At 68.2% G+C, this 21,315-nt stretch carries 22 protein-coding genes and 1 tRNA gene; 10 read left to right on the forward strand and 13 right to left on the reverse strand.

The features are described from left to right. Positions 1-12: 12 nt before the first annotated feature. Complete coding sequence (locus tag E0497_RS06155; protein ID WP_241665745.1) at positions 13-1,590, forward strand: alkaline phosphatase D family protein; 1,578 nt, start codon at positions 13-15, stop codon at positions 1,588-1,590. A 100-nt stretch (positions 1,591-1,690) separates the two neighbouring features. Beyond that, the gene (locus E0497_RS06160; protein WP_137723912.1) at positions 1,691-2,284 is read left to right on the forward strand and encodes a TetR/AcrR family transcriptional regulator; all 594 of its coding nucleotides are present in this window, start codon (positions 1,691-1,693) and stop codon (positions 2,282-2,284) included. Positions 2,285-2,300: 16 nt separating this feature from the next. On the opposite strand, the gene E0497_RS06165 is transcribed toward E0497_RS06160, so the two are convergent. Next, complete coding sequence (locus E0497_RS06165) at positions 2,301-2,600, reverse strand: WhiB family transcriptional regulator (RefSeq protein ID WP_137723913.1); 300 nt, start codon at positions 2,598-2,600, stop codon at positions 2,301-2,303. Between the two features lie 575 nt (positions 2,601-3,175). On the opposite strand from E0497_RS06165, the gene E0497_RS06170 reads away from it, so the two are divergent. Further along, positions 3,176-3,475: a MerR family transcriptional regulator gene (locus tag E0497_RS06170; protein ID WP_170312887.1), complete on the forward strand. Its 300-nt coding sequence runs from the start codon at positions 3,176-3,178 to the stop codon at positions 3,473-3,475. 61 nt (positions 3,476-3,536) lie between these two features. Here E0497_RS06170 and E0497_RS06175 read toward each other — a convergent pair whose 3' ends face one another. Next, positions 3,537-4,409, reverse strand: coding sequence for a MaoC/PaaZ C-terminal domain-containing protein (locus E0497_RS06175; protein WP_137723915.1), 873 nt, complete (start codon positions 4,407-4,409; stop codon positions 3,537-3,539). Continuing rightward, on the reverse strand, positions 4,409-5,755 hold the full coding sequence (locus E0497_RS06180) for a 3-oxoacyl-ACP reductase (RefSeq protein WP_137723916.1): 1,347 nt from the start codon (positions 5,753-5,755) through the stop codon (positions 4,409-4,411). The genes E0497_RS06175 and E0497_RS06180 overlap by 1 nt, the downstream gene beginning before the upstream one ends. A gap of 129 nt (positions 5,756-5,884) precedes the next feature. Here E0497_RS06180 and E0497_RS06185 point away from each other — a divergent pair, with 129 nt between their 5' ends. Next, on the forward strand, positions 5,885-7,222 hold the full coding sequence (locus tag E0497_RS06185; protein WP_137723917.1) for an acetyl-CoA C-acetyltransferase: 1,338 nt from the start codon (positions 5,885-5,887) through the stop codon (positions 7,220-7,222). Between the two features lie 210 nt (positions 7,223-7,432). Beyond that, positions 7,433-9,388, forward strand: a complete 1,956-nt coding sequence (locus E0497_RS06190) for a VanW family protein (RefSeq protein WP_137723918.1) — start codon at positions 7,433-7,435, stop codon at positions 9,386-9,388. Positions 9,389-9,537: 149 nt separating this feature from the next. On the opposite strand, the gene E0497_RS06195 is transcribed toward E0497_RS06190, so the two are convergent. The 4 genes from E0497_RS06195 to E0497_RS06210 all read right to left on the reverse strand — a co-directional run bounded on the left by E0497_RS06195 (position 9,538) and on the right by E0497_RS06210 (position 13,885). Beyond that, positions 9,538-11,373: an acyl-CoA dehydrogenase gene (locus tag E0497_RS06195; RefSeq protein ID WP_137723919.1), complete on the reverse strand. Its 1,836-nt coding sequence runs from the start codon at positions 11,371-11,373 to the stop codon at positions 9,538-9,540. A gap of 74 nt (positions 11,374-11,447) precedes the next feature. Then, positions 11,448-12,065: a class I SAM-dependent methyltransferase gene (locus E0497_RS06200; protein WP_137723920.1), complete on the reverse strand. Its 618-nt coding sequence runs from the start codon at positions 12,063-12,065 to the stop codon at positions 11,448-11,450. Between the two features lie 199 nt (positions 12,066-12,264). Next, positions 12,265-12,705, reverse strand: a complete 441-nt coding sequence (locus E0497_RS06205) for a nuclear transport factor 2 family protein (RefSeq protein WP_241665746.1) — start codon at positions 12,703-12,705, stop codon at positions 12,265-12,267. 55 nt (positions 12,706-12,760) lie between these two features. Beyond that, positions 12,761-13,885, reverse strand: coding sequence for a DUF4185 domain-containing protein (locus tag E0497_RS06210; protein ID WP_137723921.1), 1,125 nt, complete (start codon positions 13,883-13,885; stop codon positions 12,761-12,763). A gap of 309 nt (positions 13,886-14,194) precedes the next feature. Between E0497_RS06210 and E0497_RS06215 the strand changes: the two genes are divergently transcribed. Continuing rightward, positions 14,195-15,205, forward strand: coding sequence for a beta-ketoacyl-ACP synthase III (locus E0497_RS06215; protein WP_137723922.1), 1,011 nt, complete (start codon positions 14,195-14,197; stop codon positions 15,203-15,205). Between the two features lie 29 nt (positions 15,206-15,234). On the opposite strand, the gene E0497_RS06220 is transcribed toward E0497_RS06215, so the two are convergent. Further along, positions 15,235-16,167: an aldo/keto reductase gene (locus E0497_RS06220; protein ID WP_137723923.1), complete on the reverse strand. Its 933-nt coding sequence runs from the start codon at positions 16,165-16,167 to the stop codon at positions 15,235-15,237. 146 nt (positions 16,168-16,313) lie between these two features. Between E0497_RS06220 and E0497_RS06225 the strand changes: the two genes are divergently transcribed. From E0497_RS06225 to E0497_RS06235, 3 genes are read left to right on the forward strand one after another with little or no spacing between them, the layout of a single operon-like run. After that, a complete protein-coding gene (locus tag E0497_RS06225; RefSeq protein ID WP_137723924.1) occupies positions 16,314-17,078 on the forward strand; it encodes an HNH endonuclease family protein in 765 nt (254 codons plus the stop codon). 50 nt (positions 17,079-17,128) lie between these two features. Then, entirely contained in the window at positions 17,129-17,353 is a 225-nt protein-coding gene (locus E0497_RS06230) for a hypothetical protein (protein WP_137723925.1), read from the forward strand. 30 nt (positions 17,354-17,383) lie between these two features. Continuing rightward, on the forward strand, positions 17,384-18,673 hold the full coding sequence (locus tag E0497_RS06235; RefSeq protein ID WP_137723926.1) for a YhgE/Pip domain-containing protein: 1,290 nt from the start codon (positions 17,384-17,386) through the stop codon (positions 18,671-18,673). Here E0497_RS06235 and E0497_RS20600 read toward each other — a convergent pair. The 5 genes from E0497_RS20600 to E0497_RS06255 all read right to left on the reverse strand — a co-directional run bounded on the left by E0497_RS20600 (position 18,662) and on the right by E0497_RS06255 (position 20,519). After that, positions 18,662-18,835, reverse strand: a complete 174-nt coding sequence (locus E0497_RS20600; protein ID WP_170312888.1) for a hypothetical protein — start codon at positions 18,833-18,835, stop codon at positions 18,662-18,664. The two genes, E0497_RS06235 and E0497_RS20600, sit on opposite strands and share 12 nt — an antisense overlap. A 48-nt stretch (positions 18,836-18,883) precedes the next feature. Beyond that, positions 18,884-19,186: a hypothetical protein gene (locus E0497_RS06240; protein WP_137723927.1), complete on the reverse strand. Its 303-nt coding sequence runs from the start codon at positions 19,184-19,186 to the stop codon at positions 18,884-18,886. 149 nt (positions 19,187-19,335) lie between these two features. After that, positions 19,336-19,557, reverse strand: coding sequence for a hypothetical protein (locus E0497_RS06245; protein WP_338325460.1), 222 nt, complete (start codon positions 19,555-19,557; stop codon positions 19,336-19,338). A gap of 58 nt (positions 19,558-19,615) precedes the next feature. After that, positions 19,616-20,347, reverse strand: coding sequence for an MBL fold metallo-hydrolase (locus E0497_RS06250; RefSeq protein WP_241665757.1), 732 nt, complete (start codon positions 20,345-20,347; stop codon positions 19,616-19,618). A 101-nt stretch (positions 20,348-20,448) separates the two neighbouring features. Continuing rightward, a tRNA-Gly gene (locus tag E0497_RS06255) sits at positions 20,449-20,519 on the reverse strand. A gap of 124 nt (positions 20,520-20,643) precedes the next feature. Between E0497_RS06255 and dcd the strand changes: the two genes are divergently transcribed. Next, positions 20,644-21,231: a dCTP deaminase gene (gene dcd / locus E0497_RS06260; RefSeq protein ID WP_137723930.1), complete on the forward strand. Its 588-nt coding sequence runs from the start codon at positions 20,644-20,646 to the stop codon at positions 21,229-21,231. The last annotated feature ends 84 nt before the right edge of the window (positions 21,232-21,315 follow it).

The raw sequence follows: 21,315 nt of genomic DNA on the forward strand, positions 1-21,315 counted from the left end.
CGAGGAGTCTCCGTGTCCGAACCCCGTCGTGGTCTGTCCCGTCGTGCCCTGTTCCGTTCCGCCGCCCTCGGCGCGTTGGCGGTCCCCGTGCTGTCGGCGTGCTCGACGCCGTCGTCGGCGAGTTCGGTGGGTTCGGTGGGGCCGACGCTGGTGCGGCCGCGGCCGACCCTCACGCACGGGGTGGCGTCCGGTGACGTCCGCCGGGACGGGGCGCTGATCTGGGCCAGGTCGGATCGTCCGGCGAAAATGATCGTGGAAACCTCTGCGTCCGAATCGTTCTCGAATGTCACGCGCGCCGAGAGTGGACTACTCACGCCGGCGTCGGACGGCACCGGGCGGTTGCGGCTGACGGGGCTGCCCGCCGGACAGCAGGTGCACTACCGGGTGACACTCGAGGGCGACGACGGGGCCACGTCGGAGCCGGTCACCGGGGTGTTCCGTACCGCGCCGGACATGCCCGGCGACATCCGTCTGCAGTGGTCGGGCGACACCGCCGGCCAGGGCTTCGGCATCAACCCGGACCTCGGCGGCATGCGGATCTTCGACACGATGGCGTCCCGCGACCCGCACCTGTTCCTGCACTCCGGGGACGTCGTGTACGCGGACGGGCCGTTGAAGGAGACGGTGACACTGCCGGACGGTCGGGTGTGGCGCAACATCGTGACCGAGCCGAAGAGCGCAGTCGCCCAAACGCTCGATCAGTACCGCGGCCAGTACGCCTACAACCTCATGGACGAGAACTACCGCAGGTTCAATTCGTCTGTTGCGCAGGTGGTTCAGTGGGACGACCACGAGACCGTGAACAACTGGTATCCGGGGGAGATCCTCGACCTCGACGCGTACACCGAGAAGAACGTGGACGTGCTGGCGGCGCGCGCGTTCCAGGCGTTCCACGAGTGGCTGCCGATCGCGCCGTCGGAGGCGGTGGACGGGCGGATCTACCGCAAGATCGGGTACGGCCCGCTGCTCGACGTCTTCGTCCTGGACATGCGCACGTACAAGGATGCCAACGGCGCCAACACCGGGGCCGACGGCCGCATCCTCGGCCCGGAACAGACGCGCTGGCTGATCGACGAGCTCGGTCGCTCGACGGCCACCTGGAAGATCATCGCCGCCGATCTGCCGATCGGGTTGGTAGTCCCGGACGGGGACACCGCGTTCGAGGGGGTCGCCAACGGGGATCCGGGTGCGCCGTCCGGACGGGAGCACGACATCGCGCGGGTGCTGTCGGCGATCAAGGCGAACCGGGTCACCGGCACGGTGTGGCTCACCGCCGACGTCCACTACACGGCCGCACACCACTACTCGCCCGAGCGGGCCGCGTTCACCGATTTCGACGAGTTCTGGGAGTTCGTGTCCGGCCCGCTCAACGCCGGCGGGTTCGGTCCGAACGATCTGGATGCGACGTTCGGTCCGGAGGCTGTGTTCGTGCATGCGCCGCCCGCCCCGAGCGCGTCCCCGATGGACGGGTTCCAGCACTTCGGGGAGGTCGACATCGCCGGTGACACGGGCGAGATGACGGTGCGCCTGCTCGACGCGACGGGGAAGGTGCTCTTCACGCAGGTGCTGCCGCCGCCGTCGCGCTCCTGACGGGTTGCTGCCGGGGCGGGTGATCCGATCCGGCAGAATGGGGGAGATACCCGCGTTCTTACTCTAGAGTAAGATGGAGAGTCTTACCTCTGGAGGAGACATGGCAGGCGGCACCAAGCGACTTCCGCGGGCGGTGCGTGAGCAGCAGATGCTCGACGCCGCGATCGAGGTGTTCTCCGACAACGGATTTCACGACGCGTCGATGGACAAGATCGCGGCGACGGCGAACATCTCCAAGCCGATGCTGTACCTGTACTACGGCTCCAAGGACGAGTTGTTCTCCGCGTGCATCCATCGGGAGGGGCTGCGGTTCGTCGAGGCGATCTCTCCGGCCGGCGACCCCACGCTGCCGCCGCGGGAACAGTTGCGGGCCGCGCTCGCCGGGTTCCTCGGATTCGTCGACGAGAACCGCCGCTCCTGGATGGTGCTGTACCGGCAGGCGATCGGCCAGCAGTCGTTCGCCACGCAGGTCGGGGGCAGCCGCGAACGGCTCATCGAACTGACCGCCAAACTGCTCGAGTCGAGCACCAAGGAACCGGAACCGGACACCGACTTCTCGATCATGGCGGTGGCACTCGTCGGTGCCGGCGAGGCGGTCGCCGACCGGGTCGCCGGCGGTGAGATCGAAGTGGCCGCCGCCGTCGATCTGCTCGACAAGCTGGCCTGGCGCGGCCTGGCCGGCACCAAGAAGTAGCCGCCGGGCCGGCGCGCTACGCGGCGCGCCGGTTCCGGACGCGGCGTCCACGCAGCATGACGGCGCGCTCGGATTCGCCGACCCCACCCCACACCCCGAACGGTTCGGGCACCGCGAGGGAGTGCTGCAGGCAGGCGGCTGCGACGGGGCAGGACGCGCAGACGGCCTTGGCGCGGCGCTCACGCATCGTGCGGGCGTTGCCGCGTTCCCCGGTCGGCGGGAAGAAAACGGATTCGTTCATGCCCTGACAGCTGCCGTGGCGCTGCCACTCCCAGGTGTCGGCCAGCGGGGCGAGGTTCGGTCGGGTTCCGGTCATGGAATTCTCCTCTTCTCTGATACGGCTCACCCGTGGCGGCGCTGTCGGTCGACGTGCCGTCCGGGTTGTGGAAGCCGGGTGCATGGGCGGTGCGGACCGGCCGTGTCGGCCTGTCGGGTACTCCGCCGTCTCACTCTTCTTCTCGTGCATCTCGAAGTTTTGACCTACGCAACGTACAACAAAATCTATGTCGACGAAAGCATATAAACTGTCTTAGCAGGTGAGGGTGGGTTCTCGGGCGATGCCCGATAGGTGCCGTGTACCCGTCGGCCGGTCGATATCGACGGCCCACTGCGTAACGTTTCAGGCAGCAAAAGCGATGAGCGGCGGCCGCAGTGTCGTACCGGGGCCGCCCGTCCGGTGACCGAATGTCACATCGGTTCAGTCCAACGGAACCGATGTGACATTCGGCCGGATGCGCTCGGGGGAATCTTTGTCTGCCGCCGCACATTCGATGCACCCTCGGTGCTACCGTTGTCGCATCGACGGCGGCTCGAGTCATCAGCAGGTGACGGTGGGCGAACGTCGGACCCTCCCCTCCCCTCGAACGACCCAGACGGGATTTGAAGGCCACGATGACGCAGCAGTCTCCGCCCCGCTCCACTCGCGGAGTCTATGGAATCTCGGTCACCTCGGAGCTGACCGGAATAGGGCCGCAGACCCTGCGGCTCTACGAGCGCCGCGGCCTGATCATGCCGTCCCGCACGGACGGCGGTACCCGCCGTTACAGCGAGGACGACATCTACCGGCTGTCGCGGGTGTCGGAACTGGTGAAGGCCGGGGTCAATCTCACTGGCATCCGGCAGATCCTCGAACTCGAGGCCGCCAACAGCGAGTTGCTCGCCGAGAACGAGCGGCTGCGCGACGGACGGTAGGCGCCGGGCGGCCGGTGCACCGTTCCGGCCGTGGCTACGACCGGAACGGCACACGGCGGCGTCAGCGCACCGTCGCGGTGAGGTGCGGGTAGCCCTTCTTCGGGTTCTTCAGCGACAGGTCCCAGCCGTCGGGGGTCCGGTCGGTGTACAGGTTGACCGTGGCCGGCAGGACGATCGGCTTGCCGAACCGGACGGTGTACGTGAATGCGTCGGGCAGGCGTCCTTCGAGTGGGGCGAGTACCGCGGCGGCACTCCACATGCCGTGCGCGATGGTGCCGGGGAACCCGAATGCCTTGGCGCCGAGCGACGAGACGTGAATCGGGTTACGGTCACCGGACACGGCCGCGTACCGTCCGATGATCTTCTGATCGACCCGCAGGGTGCGGGTGGGTGGCGGCGGGACCTCGTCCGTGTGTTCGGTCTTCGGTTCCTTCGGCGCCCCGGTGGGGTGCATCTTGAGGAACGTGCTGACCTGACGCCACACGAGTTCGCGTCCCACCGACACCTCGCTGACGAGGTCCACCTGGGTGCCCTTGGGGTGCGGCCGCAGGTTGTCGGCGCGCACCGTCAGGTCCAGTGGTTCGCTCACCGAGATCGGGCGTCGCTGCTCGATCACGTTGTCGGTGTGCACGGAACCGATTGCGGGGAACGGGAACTCGCGGGAAGTGAGCAGACGCATCACCGTCGGGAACACGAGCGTGAACGGGTACGTGACCGGCAGGGTGTCGCCGAACCGCAACCCGCACACCTTCGCGTACGCGGCCAGATTGTCGTGATCGACGCGCACCCCCGACAGGGCCAGCGTCTCCTGCGGCAGGGTCCGTCGGCCCGCCGGCTTGACGAACGGCAGCGCCCCGAACGCGGCGCGAGCGTAGTTGTCGAGGGCGCCGGGCTGCTCGCGCAACTGCACGAGCACCTGCTTGCCGCCCGCCATCAGGCGCCCAGCAGGGACTGGCCGCACACCCGGACGATCTGGCCGGTGACGGCATTGGAGGCGGGGCTCGCGAAGTACGCCACCAGTTCGGCGACGTCGACGGTCTGACCGCCCTGCAGCAGCGAGCTGCCGCGGCGGCCGACCTCGCGGGTCGCGAACGGGATGGCCGCGGTCATCGCGGTCTCGATGAAGCCCGGCGCGACGGCGTTGATGGTGATCTTCTTCTCGGCCAGGACCGGTGCGCTGGCCTGCACGAGACCGATGACGCCGGCTTTGGAGGTGCCGTAGTTGGTCTGGCCGCGGTTGCCGGCGATGCCCGCGATGGACGACACGTCGACCACCCGGCCACCCTCGCGCAGCACGCCCTGGGCGACGAGCGTCTCGGTGATCTTCTGTGGGGCAAGGAGGTTGACGCCCAGGACGCTGTTCCAGCGGGACTCGTCCATGTTGGCGAGCGTCTTGTCGCGGGTGATGCCGGCGTTGTGGACGATGATGTCGGCGCCACCGTGGCGTTCGGTGAGGTGCGCGGCGAGCTTCTCGGCGGCGTCGGGTGCGGTGACGTCGAGCGCCAGCGACGTGCCGCCGACCTTGTTCGCGGTCTCCGACAGCGCCTGCCCGGCGGCCGGGATGTCGGCGCACACGACGGTCGCGCCGTCGCGGGAGAGAACCTCGGCGATGGTGGCGCCGATGCCGCGGGCCGCACCGGTCACGACGGCGACCTTGCCGTCGAGCGGGCGGTCCCAGTCGGCGGGGGCGACCGAGTCCTCGGCGCCGACGCGGATGACCTGGCCGTCGACGAACGCCGACTTGGCCGACAGCAGGAACCGCAGCGTCGACTCGAGCCCGGACAGGCCGGTGGACGCGTCGGGGGAGACGTAGACGAGCTGGGCGGTGGAGCCGCGCTTGATCTCCTTGCCGACGCTGCGGGTGAAGCCCTCGAGGGCGCGCTGGGCGACCTGCTCGTCGACGCCGGACGTCAGTTCGGGGGTGGTGCCGAGCACGACGACGCGGGCGCTCGGGGCCAGGTTGCGGATCACCGGCTGGAAGAATTCGAACAGCTGCACCAGTTCGGTGACCTGGCCGATGCCGGTGGCGTCGAACACGAGCGCGCCGTAGCGGTCGTCGTGCGGCTGCGCGGCCGGGTAGTCCGACAGCAGCTCCCGGACCGGTTCGGCGAGGCGGCCCTTGCCGCCGACGAGGATCGGGCCCGCGAGCGGCGGCTCGCCCTTCTTGTAGCGGCGCAGCTTCTCGGGCTGCGGCAGCCCGGCCTGCTTGGCGATGAATGCGCCCGGCGCGGACGAGAGGAACTGGGAGTAGAGGTCGGGAGCGCCCTTGCTGGCTGCCACGGTCCACCTTCTTTGTCGCTTGTCGGGCACCCGCGTGCATCCGGGTGCGGTATCGACATTGAACTTACTCTGGAGTAAGTTCAATGTCGAGTGTGACCGTATCCCCCGCCACTTCCGATGGAGACCGACGTGAGCAGCAGAGCCCGTAACCGCAGCACCCAGCCGGCACCCGCAGCGCAGTCCGGTGGTCGTCAGCTGCGCCCCGTCGCCATCGTCGGCGGCAACCGTATCCCGTTCGCGCGTTCGGACCGGCGATACGCGCAGGCATCCAACCAGGACATGTTCACCGCCACCCTCGACGGGCTGGTGAGCCGGTTCGGTCTGCAGGACGAACGACTGGGCATGGTCGCCGGTGGCGCGGTACTCAAGCACAGCCGCGACTTCAACCTCATGCGCGAGTGCGTCCTGGGTAGCGCGCTGAGCCCGTACACCCCGGCCTACGACCTGCAGCAGGCGTGCGGCACGGGCCTGCAGGCGATCGTCACCGTCGGCGACGCCATCGCGTCCGGACGCATCGACGCCGGTGTCGGCGGCGGCGTGGACACCACGTCGGACGCCCCGATCGGCGTGAACGACGAACTGCGCGAATTCCTGCTGTCGGTCAACCGCGCCCGGACCACCACGGACCGGATCAAGCTGCTCGGCAACGTGCGCCCGTCGATGCTCGGCATCGAGATCCCGCGCAACGGCGAGCCCCGTACCGGGCTGTCGATGGGCGATCACGCGGCGATCACCACCAAGGAATTCGGCATCCGCCGCGAGGACCAGGACGAACTCGCCGCCGCCAGCCACCACAACATGGCCGCCGCCTACGACCGCGGTTTCTTCGACGACCTCGTCACCCCGTTCCTGGGTCTGACCCGCGACGACAACCTGCGTCCCGACTCGAGCGTCGAGAAGCTGTCGACGCTCAAGCCGGTGTTCGGTACCAAGCTGGGCGACGCGACCATGACCGCCGGTAACTCCACCCCCCTCACCGACGGCGCGTCGGCGGTGCTGCTGTCCACCGACGAGTGGGCGGCCGAGCGGAACCTGCCGGTGCTCGCGCACCTGGTGGATTCGGAGACTGCGGCCGTCGACTACGTGCACGGCGGCGACGGTCTGCTCATGGCACCCACGTATGCGGTGCCGCGCCTGCTGGCCCGCAACGGCCTCACGCTGCAGGACTTCGACTTCTACGAGATCCACGAGGCGTTCGCGTCGGTCGTCCTGGCGACGCTGCAGGCGTGGGAGTCCGACGAGTACTGCAAGGAACGCCTCGGTCTCGACGGGGCCCTCGGCAGCATCGACCGCTCCAAGCTCAACGTCAACGGCTCGTCGCTCGCGGCCGGGCACCCGTTCGCGGCCACCGGCGGACGGATCGTCGCCTCCCTCGCGAAGATGCTGGCCGAGAAGGGATCGGGACGCGGCCTGATCTCGATCTGCGCGGCCGGCGGCCAGGGCGTCACCGCCATCGTCGAGGTGTGATCGGCGGGCCGCCCGGAAGAAAAATCCGGCCGACTCGAAATGTCGGTGTAACACCTTCCGTGTAGGCGCGATATCCCAGTCGGCCCCGTGTTGTTGCCTGACCCCCGACCTGGCAACGGCACGGGGCCGCTCTGTGTTCATTACCCTTGAGCCGGTACGAGCACGCACGCGACGGCCCCGCACGGTGTCGATTCGGCAGGAGCCCACGTAATGAGTGACGAACACGGCGGCAGCGCCGACACAGGAGAAAACCGTCCGGACGGTCCCGCGCCGGACGACAATCCGACCGAGGTCATGCCCGCGGTCCCGGCGGAGCCGGAGCCTGCCGAACCCGAGACTGCCGTCGCACCGGAACCGGAGAACCCGGACCCCGAGGTTGCTACCGACCCCGAGGTTGCTGCCGAGCCCTCCGAACCGGAAGCGTCCGCCAAGCGCGGCTGGGTGAAGTACGCCGCCGTCGCGGGTGGGGTCGTGGCGGTCGCCGTGATCGCGTACGCCGCCGACTGGGTGGTCTCCGCGGACCGGGTGCCGCGCGGTGTCACGGTCGCGGGTGTGGAGATCGGCGGCGAATCCGTCGCGGACGCCGAGCAGACGCTGCGCACCGCGCTCGGCCCGCGGGTCGAGCAGGCCGTCCCCGTGCAGGCCGGTGACACGGACACCACGATCGTCCCGGCACAGGCCGGTATCGGCATCGACTGGGCCGCGACCGTCGAACGGGCGGGGGAGCAGCCGATCAACCCGTTCACCCGGCTGTCGTCGCTGTTCACCGCGCAGGAGATCGGGGTGGTGTCCACGGTCGACGACGCCGCGCTGACGGCGGCGATCACCGGCGTCGGACAGCAGGCGGATCGGGCGCCACGCGAGGGCAACGTCGTGTTCGACGGCACCGAGGTGGTGCCGGTCGATCCGCTGCCCGGACAGGCCCTCGACGTCGAGGCCGCGAAGGACACGTTCGTCGGGGACTGGGCGCGCGGCACCACCGTCGTGCTGCCGGTGGACACGGTCGAGGTCGCCGTCACCCAGGCGGGCGTCGACACCGCGGTCCGGGACGTCGCGGCGCCGGCGGTCGCGTCGGATCTCGTGGTGACAGGTAAGGACGGGGCGGTGGCGACGCTGCCGCGCGCCCAGGTCGGCGCGATCCTGAGTTTCGTGCCGGACGGGGACGGCGGGCTGACCCCGCAGTACAACACGGAGGCGGCCACCGCGCTCCTGGCGCCGCAACTCGCGGACACCGAGACGAAACCGAAGGACGCGTCGTTCTCGTTCGGGGGCGGTGCACCGCAGGTGGTGCCGTCGGTAACGGGCGAGATGGTGCAGTGGGCCAAGACGCTCGAACCGCTGCCGGCGCTGCTCGCGGCACCGGACGCGCGGACCACGCCCGCGGTCTACGAGCCGGCGGAACCGGCGCTGACCACGGACGGCGCGAAGGCCCTCGGTATCCGTGAGGTGATCTCCGAGTACACCACCGGCGGCTTCGAGTACGCGTCCGGTGTGAACATCCGGCTCGCGGCAAGTGAGATCAACGGGGCGATCGTGAAGCCGGGGGCGACGTTCTCCCTCAACGGCTACACCGGCCCGCGCGGGACCGCGGAGGGCTACGTGTCGTCCGGCATCATCAACAACGGCCGCCCGGACACCGCCGTCGGCGGCGGCATCAGCCAGCTCGCGACCACCCTCTACAACGCCGCCTACTTCGCGGGCATGGACGACGTCGACCACACCGAGCACAGCTACTACATCTCGCGGTATCCGGCGGCGCGGGAGGCGACGGTGTTCGAGGGCGCGATCGACCTGCAGTTCCGCAACCCCGCGCAGACCGGTGTGGTGATCCAGACGATCGGTACCGGTTCGGACATCACGGTGCGGCTGTGGGGCACCAAGACGGTGAACGTCGAATCGGTGACCGGGGAGCGCAGCAACTACACGTCCCCGACGACGATCACACTGCCCGCCGGTCCGCACTGTGTGCCGTCCGGTGGCGCGCAGGGCTTCACCACCAGCAACACCCGCATCATCACCGACGCGAAGACCGGCGCGGAGATCTCCCGCCACACCCGCACCGTCCGCTACGACCCGGTGCCGGTCGTCAAGTGCGTGTCGAACGAGCCGAAGCCGTCGGAGCCGGCCGCACCGGCGGAGCCCGGAGCGACCGAGCCCGGACGGTAGTCGCAGGGGTTGTCCGACGGTCGCAGGGGTTTTCCGTATGCAGAAGCCCTGCGACAGTGCCGGAAGCCCTGCGACACCGGTGAACAACCCCCGGACACACGAGAGCCCCCGCACAACCGTGCGGGGGCTCTCGTCGTCGAACGGGTCGATCAGAACGCGGCCTCGTCGAGTTCCATGATGTCGTTGTCGAGGTGCGACAGGACGGTGCGGGTCGCGGTCAGTTCGGGCAGGACGTTCTTCGCGAAGAACGACGCGGTCGCGACCTTGCCCTCGTAGAACGCCTTGTCCTTGTCGGCGGCGCCCGCGTCGAGTGCCGCCAGGGCGATCTCGGAGTGCCGCAGCAGCTGCCAGCCGACGAGCAGGTCGCCGACGGACATCAGGAAGCGGACCGAGCCGAGACCCACCTTGTACAGCTCGGTGGGCTGTTCCTGCGCGCCCATGAGGTGTCCGGTGAGGGTCGCGGCCATGGCCTGGACGTCCTCGAGGGCGGTGGACAGCAGGGCGCGTTCGGTCTTGAGTCGTCCGTTGCCGGCCTCGCTGTCGATGAACTTCTTGATCTCGCCGGCCACATGGGCCAGGGCGACGCCGCGGTCGCGGGCGATCTTGCGGAAGAAGAAGTCCTGCGCCTGGATGGCGGTGGTGCCCTCGTACAGCGAGTCGATCTTCGAGTCGCGGATGTACTGCTCGATCGGGTAGTCCTGCAGGAACCCGGAGCCGCCGAGGGTCTGCAGGCTCTCGGTGAGGTACTGGTAGGCGCGCTCGGAACCGACACCCTTGACGATCGGCAGCAGCAGGTCGTTGACGCGGTGCGCGAGCTGCGGGTCGGCGCCCGAGACGTGCTGCGCCATCGCCGGTTCCTGGTGTGCGGCGGTGTACAGGTACACCGAGCGCAGGCCCTCCGCGTACGCCTTCTGCAGTGCGAGGCTGCGTCGGACGTCGGGGTGGTGGGTGATGGTGACGCGCGGCGCGGTCTTGTCGGTCATCTGCGTCAGGTCGGAGCCCTGGACGCGCTGCTTGGCGTAGTCGAGGGCGTTGAGGTAGCCGGTCGACAGCGTCGAGATGGCCTTGGTGCCGACCATCATGCGGGCGTGCTCGATGACGTCGAACATCTGCGCGATGCCGTTGTGGACGTCGCCGACGAGCCAGCCGACGGCGGGGGTGCCGTGGCCGCCGAACGTGAGCTCGCACGTGGTGGACGCCTTGAGGCCCATCTTGTGCTCGACGTTGGTGACGAAGACGCCGTTACGCTCGCCGAGCTCGTTCTTCTCGAAATCGAAGTGGAACTTCGGGACGAAGAACAGGGACAGGCCCTTGGTGCCCGGGCCGGCGCCCTCGGGGCGGGCCAGGACGAGGTGGAAGATGTTCTCGAACAGGTCGTCGGAGGTGGCCGACGTGATGAAGCGCTTGACGCCCTCGATGTGCCAGGTGCCGTCGGTCTGCTGGACGGCCTTGGTGCGTCCGGCGCCGACGTCCGAGCCGGCATCGGGCTCGGTGAGGACCATGGTGGCGCCCCAGCCGCGCTCGACACACGTTGCGGCCCACTGCTTCTGCTCGTCGGTGCCGTTCTTGAAGAACACGTCCGCGAACGACGGCCCGGCCTGGTACATGAACGCGGCGGGCTGCGCGCCGAGCAGCATCTCGGAGATGGCCCACACGAGCGCGCGGGGGACCGGCATGCCGCCGATCTCCTCGGACAGGCCCATGCGGTACCACTCGGCGTCCCACATCGCCTTGAACGACGCCTTGAAGGACTCCGGCAGCATCGCCTCGTGCTTCTCCGGGTCGAACACCGGCGGGTTGCGGTCGGCGTCGGCGAAGGCCTCGCCGAGCGGCCCCTCGGCCAGACGCGCGACCTCGGACAGCATGTCGCGGACGGTGTCGGCGTCGAGATCGCCCCACACGCCCTCACTCAGTGGCGTGTCCAGACCCAGCACCTCGAAGAGGTTGAACTCGAGGTCGCGGACGTTGCTCTTGTAGTGGCCCATGTTCTCTCCCTGAAGTGGCGCTGCATCGAAATAGCTACTCGCCGGTAACTTAGCCGATGTTACTCGCGATTAAGTTAGCTGCCAAGGGCGGGCTTGCGGGCGACGAGAAGCGCGTCGATCGCGGTGCCGTCCGGCGTCTCCCGGAAGCGTCTCTCGGCGACCGTCACGTCGAGCCGTCCGTTCAGATCGCTTATCAAATCGTCTGGGGTGTACAGGATTTCGTGATCGGGTGGACCGCCGACGCCATCGGTGGCATTGATCGCGTCGTGGCCGAGGATCATGAGGATTCCCTCGGGTTTCAGGGCGTCGATGACACGCCTCACAAGTGCCGTCCGCTCGGCCGGCGCGGGGTGCACGAAGATCAGCAGAATCAGGTCGAAACCGGACGGCTCGTCCAGGACGGCGGTCGTGGTGATGTCGTCGACGACGTAGTCGAGGCGCTCCCGCACCGCCCGCGGCGACGGCGCCGCGATCTTCCGGGCCTTGTCGATCGCGACGGCCGAGAAGTCGACGCCGGTGGTGCGCCAGCCGCGCGTCGCGAGCCACAGGGCATGCCGGCCCTCCCCGCACGCCAGATCCAGGGCCCGGCCCGCGGGCAGCGACGTCACGAACTCCACCACCACCGGATTCGGCGGCGTCCCCCACACCATGTCCGCCTGTGAATACCGCTCGTCCCAGTCCGCTGCCTTCATGGACACGACGGTATCGAGGACGCGCCGCGGCCGCGCGCCGAGCGGCTCGCCTCGCCCCTGCCCGCGTTTTGCGCACTTGTCGCGAGATTCGCGAGGCGCCGGCCGCGTTTTCCGCACTTATCGCGACCGGACGGCGGTCGAACTCCGCGATAAGTGCGCGAAACGCGGGAAGAGCAGCCGACGGGGCTGGACTGTCGGATCAGCCGACGGTGATACGGCGGTGGGCGAGTTTCCAGCACCCGCCCTCGAGGCGGTGGGTGTCGTCGTAGCGGCCGACGCCCGCGAGACGCGGTTCGGTGGCGCCGTCGCGGAAGAACAGCCAGTACGCGGTGGACGACGCCTGGGTGTCGGAGTCGACGGTGACCGCGACGGTGGTGATGACGTGGCGGGTGAAGGTGCCCGGGCCCTGGATGCCGTCGGTGCGACGCTGCCGCACACCCTCGGCGATGGCGTCGACGCCGGTGCGGGTCTGGGCGGCCATGCCGGTGACGGGGTTGGCCTGCGATTCCCAGACGGCGTCCGTGGTGAGCTGGTCGAGATAGTCCTCGACGGTGCCGTCGTCGGCGAGGTGCGCGATGCGCGCGAGCAGGTTCGCGATGTCGTCTCGGACGCTGCTGTGGATGTCACTGCCCTGGGTCACGCCGTCTCCTCGCTCCGTACCGATCGTTTGTTCGGACGGTAGCAGTGGGACGGGTTCACTGCTGCAGTGTCGTGTGCATGAGCAGGACGTTGTAGTTGGAGTGCACCGTCGTGAGGAAGTAGAGGTCCGGGCCGGTCGACCACGGGTGGATGTAGGCGCCGTACATCGATGCCAGTTCGGAGCCGTCGACGAGGGTTTCCGGGGCACTCCACGGTCCGGCGGGGGTGGGGGCGCGACGCATGACGACGGAGTTGCGGTCGTCGGTGGTGAGCAGGAGGTACTGCTTCAGGTAGTCGTTGTACTGCACGGAGATCTCGCCGACGCCGCCGAACACGATCGGCACCGCGACGTCGGGGTTCTTCGGCTCCCACTTGCCGCCGTCCCAGTATTCGTAGGCGCCGAGGTCGAGGATCTGTTTCTCGGGGACGCGGGCGAGGTGGACGGTTCCGCCGCGGCCGGCGGGGGTGCCGTACTGGTAGACGTAGCCGCCGTCCTTCATGAAGGCGCTCATCTGGAAGTTGCGGTTGCCGGCCTCGTCGGGGCGCCGGGTGTCGACGGCTTCCGTCCAGTTCTCGCCGTTGTCGGACGAGGACACCAGTCCGGAGAAGTTGGTCTCCCATTTGCCGGGCTGTCCCCAGTCCTTGACCGACATCATGCTCATGTACTGGACGCCGTCGACCGCGATGCCGGCGGTGGGGATGCGACTGATCTCGACGAACGGCAGTTTGGGGCTGGGCACCACTTCCTTCGACTGCCCGACGATGTCGCGGGGGGAACTGTCGAACGTCATGCCGTCGCCGAGGTTGCGGTCGGTGCTGCGGAACAGGACGTTGCTGCGCCACGACCACAGGCTGCCGGCGAGCAGGTTGGGCAGGCCGAGGCCGGCGGTGTCACCGAACGCGGTGAGGACCTCGCCGTTGCCGTTGTCCCAGGCGATGCCGAGGTCGGTGCCGAGGACGTTGGTGTCCTGCGTCCGGTTCGCGCTGAGCATCCCGGTGACCTGCGACACGGCCTGGCTGCGCCCGTGGAGGACGGGAACCCCGGTGGTGCCGTTGATGACGGGGATCGGATTGACCATGATCGGGTCCGCGGAGGCGGGTGTCGCGAATGCTGCGACGGCTACCGTGGCGGCCACGACGATTGCTGAGCGCGTTCGGTTTCGGTGCACGGATGTTCCCATCGGTGTCGAAAAGCGATGTCTGCCTGGTTGTATGTCCGCTTTGTAACGGCTCCTACGGCCGTAGCGGGCGGATAACACGGTAACAGCGGAAACGGTTTCTCCGGGGGCGAACTCACGCATTCTTCCGGGCGGTCGGGTCCACCCGTGCGGGTGAGCGGTGCGTCCGGGCCGGTCGCGCTGTGACGAATCAGGAGACCCGAGTAACAGTGCGGACACGGTTCGCGAAGTACCGTGTCGTGGGACGGGGTCACGACGGCCCTGTCGCGCGGCGTGTCACGCCGTGAGATCAGGCTGTAGAGGAGACCAGACATGGGTGCGCAGATCTCGAACTCCACCGAGGTCAGGCAGTCCGCCATCCTCGGGCTGGGGGTTTACCGCCCGGCGCGGGTCGTGAGCAACGACGAGATCTGCCAGACCATCGACTCCACCGACGAGTGGATCCAGTCGCGTTCGGGCATCAAGAACCGTCGCTTCGCGAACGACGAGGAGACCGTGCTCGCGATGGCGATCGACTCGGGCCGCAAGGCGCTCGAGGCGGCCGGGCTGACCGGTGAGCAGATCGGTGCCGTGGTCATCGCCACGTCCACCTACCCGGTGCAGACGCCGCAGTGCGCGGCCGTCGTCGCCGACGCGCTCGGCACCGCCGGTTCCGCAGCGTTCGACGTCACGGCCGGTTGCGCGGGCTTCTGCTACGCGCTGTCCGTCGCATCCGACATGGTGCGTCTCGGCACCGAGGACTATGTCCTCGTCATCGGTGTGGAGCGGATGAGCGACAGCACCGAGCCGACGGACCGCAGCGTGCGGTTCATCTTCGGTGACGGTGCGGGTGCCGTCGTCGTCGGCCCGAGCGACACCCCCGGCATCGGCCCCACCGTGTGGGGTTCGGACGGTTCGCAGTCGCAGGCCATCCGGCAGGAGCCGGACTGGCTGTCGTTCGCGGCCGATCCGACGAACCGCCCGTGGATCAAGATGGAGGGCACCGCGGTCTTCCGCTGGGCCGCCTTCGAGATGGGCAAGATCGCCGTGCAGGCCGTCGAACGTGCCGGTGTGACCATGGAGGATCTGGGCGCGTTCATCCCGCACCAGGCGAACGGCCGCATCAACGAGGTCATCGCCCGCCAGATCAAGCTGCCCGAGTCGGTGCCGGTGTCCGACGACATCGCCGACACCGGCAACACGTCGGCGGCGTCGATTCCGCTCGCGATGGAGGAAGTGCTCCGCACCGGCAAGGCGAAGCCGGGCGACCTGGCCCTGCTGGTCGGCTTCGGTGCCGGCCTGTCGTACGCGGGCCAGGTCGTGACCCTGCCGCCACTGGCGTAGGCCCCTGTGCGCCTTTTCGGTAGTAGCTACTACCGAAAAGGCGCACAGGTGCGCAGCGCCTCCTCCTCGTCCGTGGTGAGGGGGTGCTGCAGGTGCGCGACGTTGCGGGCTACCTGTTCGGGGGTGGCGGAGCCGACGAGCACCGACGCGATCTGTGGTTGGGCGTCGAGCCATGCGATCGCGAGTTCGGACAGTGGGCGTCCCAGTTTCCCGGCCACGACGAGTAGTTCTTCGACGCGGTCGAGGGCGGTGTCGGTGGCGGTGGCTGCGAAGTAGTCGGAGCGGTCGAATCGGGATCCGGTCGGGAACGGCGTGTTCTTGCGGTATTTGCCGGTGAGCAGGCCCGCGGCGAGCGGGTAGAACGGGATCACTGCGAGATCGTTCTCCTCGCAGGCGGGGACGATGGTGTCCTCGACGCCGCGTTCGAGCAGGTTCCATTCGATCTGGGCGGCGACGAATCGCGGCAGGGCGCGTGCGGTGGCGGTGTGCACGCTGTCGGTGATCTGGTCGGCGGTGACGTTGGAGCATGCGACGTACCGGACCTTGCCGGCGTGGACCAGTTCGTCGAGGGCGCCGAGGGTGTCCTCGATGGGGACCTGCGGGTCGGGCATGTGCTGGTAGTAGAGGTCGATGTGGTCGACGCCGAGGCGGCGCAGGCTGGCGTCGCACGCGCGGTGCACGTAGTCCGGCGCCGAGCCGCGGTCGGTGTCGCTCATGGGTCCGCCGAATTTCGTTGCGACGACGGCCTGTTCGCGTCGGCCGGCGAGTGCGGCGCCGAGGTGTCGTTCGGATTCGCCGGCCGAGTAGATGTCGGCGGTGTCGAAGAACGTGATCCCGTGTTCGAGGGCGGCGTCGACGACGGTGCGGGACTGTTCCGGGTCGGTGCGTGATCCGAAGTTGTTGCAGCCCAATGATACTGCCGAGACGGAGAGGTCGGTTCCGGGGATGGTGGTGTACTTCATGGGCGGACTGTACGCCGGTGGCGTGACGGCGGGCGACGGTGAATTCCGGTGTGTGGGCACTCTCGGGGAACCGGCGTGTGCGTACCGGCTAGTATTCGGTCCGTACGAACGTATGTGCGAGAGATGAGGTTCGGTTGAGATCGTCGATGTCCGGTTCGATGCGTCGTGTGCTCACGTTGGCGGGCACGGTCGTGCTCGCGGTGGTGTTGGCGATCGGGTACGTCGCCGTCGACACGTGGTTCGGGTCGAAGGACGAGCCGTCCGGTCCGGTTCCGCCGTCGGTCGCGTCCGGTGAGATCGAGGAGTTGCTCGCGCGGTTGACGGTTGCGCCGGAAGCGCCGATGACCGGGTACAGCCGGGAGAAGTTTCCGCACTGGGACCGGAATCTGCCCGAACACGGGTTCGGTGACGGGTTCGCGGAGTATTCCCGGTGCACCACTCGGGACGTGATGATGCTGCGTGACGCGGTCGGTTCGGTGCGGCTGGACCCGAAGACGTGCGAGTTGATCGTCGGCAAGGGTGGCGGCTGGCAGGACGAGTACGGGTTCGTCGACCGTAAGACCGGGGAGTTGCGTCCGTACAAGAAGATGGAGAAGCCGTCCGACGTGGACGCCGAGCACATCGTCGCGTTGGCGGAGGCGTGGCGGTCGGGGGCGGCCGGTCTCGACGAGGACACCCGTCGCAGGATCGCGAACGACGCCGTCAATCTGGTGGCCGCGGACCCGTCGGCGAACCGGTCCAAGGGCGACCAGGATGCCGCGAACTACCTGCCGCCCGGAAAGTTTCGCTGCACATACGTCGATCGGTATCTGCACGTCAAGGTAAAGTACGGCCTCACCGTCGACCCGGCGGAGCAGGCGGCCCTGCGCACCGCCGTCGACGACTGTGTCCGTCAGGGCGCGTTCCGGTAGAGGAGGCTCGGATCATCGACATCGCCGCAATCCGCATGCCGGTCGCCGTCATGACCGAGGAGGAGGGGACGGTGTCCGGGCTACTGGACGTCGCCGTCGACGCCGCGGGACGGGGACTGGTCCGCTACCGGGCCACCGACGACTGGTTGACGATCGGGAACCTCGATGCCGACCCGCCGATCACGTGGGCGGCGCTCGACGATCTGGTGGATGCGATCGAGTCCGGTGTCGGGGTGCGGGACACTGCGGGGAATCTGATCCCGTTCGAGGCCTGAGCTTCGGCGGTACACGGGAGGGGACAACGGATGCGATCACTGCACACGTGGAGGCTCTGGCTGGCTCCGACCGCGGTGGTCGCGGTCGTGATGTCCCTGTTGGCCGCGCTGTACATGGGCGGCATCCTCGATCCGGCGAAGCATCTGCGGGGCTTCCCGATCGCACTGGTGAACCAGGACGTCGGCGATGTGATCGACGGTCCGGACGGTCCGGTGCGGGAGAATTTCGGCGACGAGATCGCGGCCGGTCTCGTCGCGAACGTGCCCGCCGACAAGGTCGATCTGCAGCAGCTTCCGTGGGTGGAGGCGGCATCGCGGCTCGGTAAGGGCGAGTTGTTCGGGGCCATCGTCATTCCGAGTGACTTCACCAAGCGCACAGCGATTCTCGCGCAGGCGTCGGTGATTCCGGGTGACGTGGAGAAGCCGATCGTCACGGCCTACACCAATCCGCGGGCGGGAAGTTTCGGGATCGGGATCACCGAGGCGATCACGAGTACCGCGCTCGCACAGGTGAACACGATGATGGGCGACAAGCTCACGGCGACGGTGAACGACCGGCTGGCGTCGGTCGCTCCCGGTACGACGGTGTCCGGTGCCGCGGCCCTCACGCTGGCGCAACCGGTCGACGTCCTGACCGTGCAACACAATCCGCTGCCGCCGGGGACCGGAAATGGGTTGTCCGCCTTCTATTTCGCATTGCTGCTGGTGTTGGCCGGCTTCACCGGGGCCACGATCGTCAGTTCGATCGTCGACAGCACACTCGGATTCGCCCCCACCGAGTACGGGCCGTGGTACGTGCACCGGGAGTCGGCGGGAATCAGTCGATTCCGGACATTGCTCGTGAAATGGGGAGTGATGGCGGTACTCGGCGCACTGGTGTCGGCGCTGTACATCGCGATCACCGGTGCGCTCGGCATGCCGATACCGAATGCGCTGGCACTGTGGGAGTTCGGTGCATTCGCGATCACCGCGATCGGGGTGACGGCGCTGTCGGTGATGGCGGCGTTCGGTACCGTCGGGATGCTGATCAATCTGGTGGTGTTCGTGATCATGGGGCTGCCGTCGTCCGGCGGCGCGATCCCGATCGAGGCGACCCCGCGGATCTACGAACTCCTCGCCCAGTTCGAGCCCATGCATCAGGTGTTCGTCGGGGTCCGCGCGATCCTCTACTTCGACGGCAGCGCCGGCGCCGGACTGCTGCACGCGGTGTGGATGACCGGGGTCGGGCTGGTCATCGGACTCGTACTCGGGGCCGCGGTCACCCACTTCTACGATTCCCGCGGACTGCACCGGACCCGGAAGGGCACGTCAGCCGTGTGAATCGCGGGACCGGCGGTTCTCCTCGTCGAGGCTCGCGGGATCCCAGTCGAGATCGGAGCCGAGTTCCTCGACATCGCCGCGCCGGACGACACGACCGATCAGCACGGCCGCCACGCAGGCGAGGACGAGCCACCCGCCCAGAGCGATCCACAACCACGACATGACATCGTTTCTAGCAGCGCACCCTGTGAAAAAGCGAAGCGCGCGATGTCACGCGAGGGTGAGGGCGTCCACCGGGGCGCGGAACAGGGTGCGGGCCTGCTGCACCGTCAGCACCGGCACCTCGAGGGCGCGGACCTGCGCGAGCAGGGCGGCCTCGGCGGGCGTGCAGATGCCGTCGAGGGCGTCGTCGTCGACCACCGCGTACGCGACGCCGTCGGCGACCGCCTCGACGGAACGGAATCCGCGCCCGGACGCCAGGGAATGCGCTTCCTGCAGTGCCGTCGAACTGCCGACGAACACCACCTCACCTGCGAACGCGGGAACACTTCCATCGACGACGGCGAATTCCATCGGGACTCCTTGTTGCGACTCGTGGCAGCGCGACGGCCGACGGTGAGCATCGGATGCGTGCTCGGATGCGGCGACCCCACGGATCGCGGGGTTCTCGCATCGTAAGTCGCCGCGCGCGAATCCGCGCGGTTCTTCGGGGACTGCACCGGTCAAGTGCGGACGTGCCAGGTCCGTGCCGCGACGACGATTGCGATGACCGACAACAGATCCGACACCGTGACGCCGTGTTCCGGGGTGAGCGTCCACAGGATGTGCCCCTCGATCGGACCGTTGACGAGCACCCACACCACCGCGAGCACGACGAGACACACGGCGGCGGGCCGACTCGGCCGCGCCAGACACCACGCACCCACGACGAGAAGCAGATTCATAGTCAGAACGGGATAGAAGACGTCGACCATCGGATCATCCTGACTCATCGGCCGGCTTTCAGTCGCGTTCCCGGACCTGCGCGACGGCGTCGGCGATCGGAGCCGACAGTGTCGGGCCGTGGCCGGGGACGATCGTGTCGGCGTCGAGCCCGGTGAGCGCATCCAACGCGGCGAGAGTGTCCCCGGTGCCGTGATCGAACACCGGTGGAAGCAGTTGCGGGCCAAGAACCTTCGACAGCGGGTGGGCGGTGACGAGGGCATCGCCGGTGATGACGACCCCGTGCCGCGGCAGATGGAAGGCGGTGTGCCCGGACGTGTGCCCGTGCGTGGCGACCGGTACCGGGGCGCCGGGGATGTCGATGCTGCCGTCGGCGGGAAACGCCCGCACGTTCGGGATCGCAACCTTCCTCGTGGCGCCGGCGCGGGCGACCCGCAGCAGCCACGGCAGCACGCCGTGCTTGTGGATCATCGGCAGGAAATCGGGGGCGGCGGCCTGCTCCAGATAGTCGCGGCGGGCGTGCGCCACCTCGACGGCATCGGTGTACACGGGCGTCCCGTACCGCTCGTGGAATGCCGCGACCGCCCCCATGTGGTCGATGTGCGCGTGCGTCAACAACAGCGCCTGCACATCCTCCGGGTGCCGACCCAACGACCGGATCGCCCGCTCCGCCACCGCGACATCCCGCGGATAACCGCCGTCGACCAGCGTCAACGCGTCACCGTCCCGCAGAATCACCATGTTCACATCGGTCCCGGACACCTGGAAGACGCCGGACGCCACCTCGCTCATCACCGTCACAGTTGATCATGATGCGGTAGCGGCGTGGATGTGTGATCGATCAGGCGATGGCCCGGGGTACGATCGGTCAGGAAGTGGGAAATACCCGAGAGAGCCGATGACGGGAATCGAACCCGCGTATTCAGCTTGGGAAGCTGATGTTCTACCATTGAACTACATCGGCATACAGGCCGTACGCTGCGGTTTTCCGATTTCTCAACTGCAACCGGCCTGCAAGCGGCAACTCTAGCAGAAGCCTCGTCGTGGGCGCCCGAGGTGGTCCGTCGGCGTGTCGGTAGCCTTGCGGTGTGCTGCTCTCAGATCGTGACATCCGTGCCGAGATCGCTTCCGGACGCCTGGGTATCGACCCGTTCGATACGGAGATGGTGCAGCCGTCCAGCGTGGACGTCCGACTCGACGGCCTGTTCCGGGTCTTCGACAACACCAAGTACACGCACATCGATCCGGCGCTGCGGCAGGACGAGTTGACGTCGCTCGTCGAGCCGGCGGCGGGCGAGCCGTTCGTGCTGCACCCCGGTGAGTTCGTTCTCGGTTCCACCCGCGAGGTGTGCACGCTGCCCGACGATCTCGCCGGACGACTCGAGGGCAAGTCCAGCCTCGGCCGACTCGGACTGCTCACACATTCCACCGCAGGCTTCATCGACCCCGGATTCAGCGGGCACATCACGCTCGAACTCTCCAACGTCGCGAACCTGCCCATCACGTTGTGGCCGGGCATGAAGATCGGGCAGCTGTGCCTGCTCCGGCTCAGCAGTGCCGCCGAGAGTCCGTACGGCAGTTCGTCCGTCGGCTCGAAGTACCAGGGGCAGCGGGGACCGACGCCGTCGCGGGCGTACCTCAACTTCCCGACGCACCCGAGCAGCGCAGCGCGCTGACCCTGTCGCGCAGCGGGTTCGGCAACCTCCGGGCTGATTGAACGTTCATGCAGTAGCCACTCGATGAAGTGTGTTTTGGATCAC

The sequence above is a fragment of the Prescottella subtropica genome (genome assembly GCF_005434945.1).
GTDB classification, from domain to species: domain Bacteria; phylum Actinomycetota; class Actinomycetes; order Mycobacteriales; family Mycobacteriaceae; genus Prescottella; species Prescottella subtropica.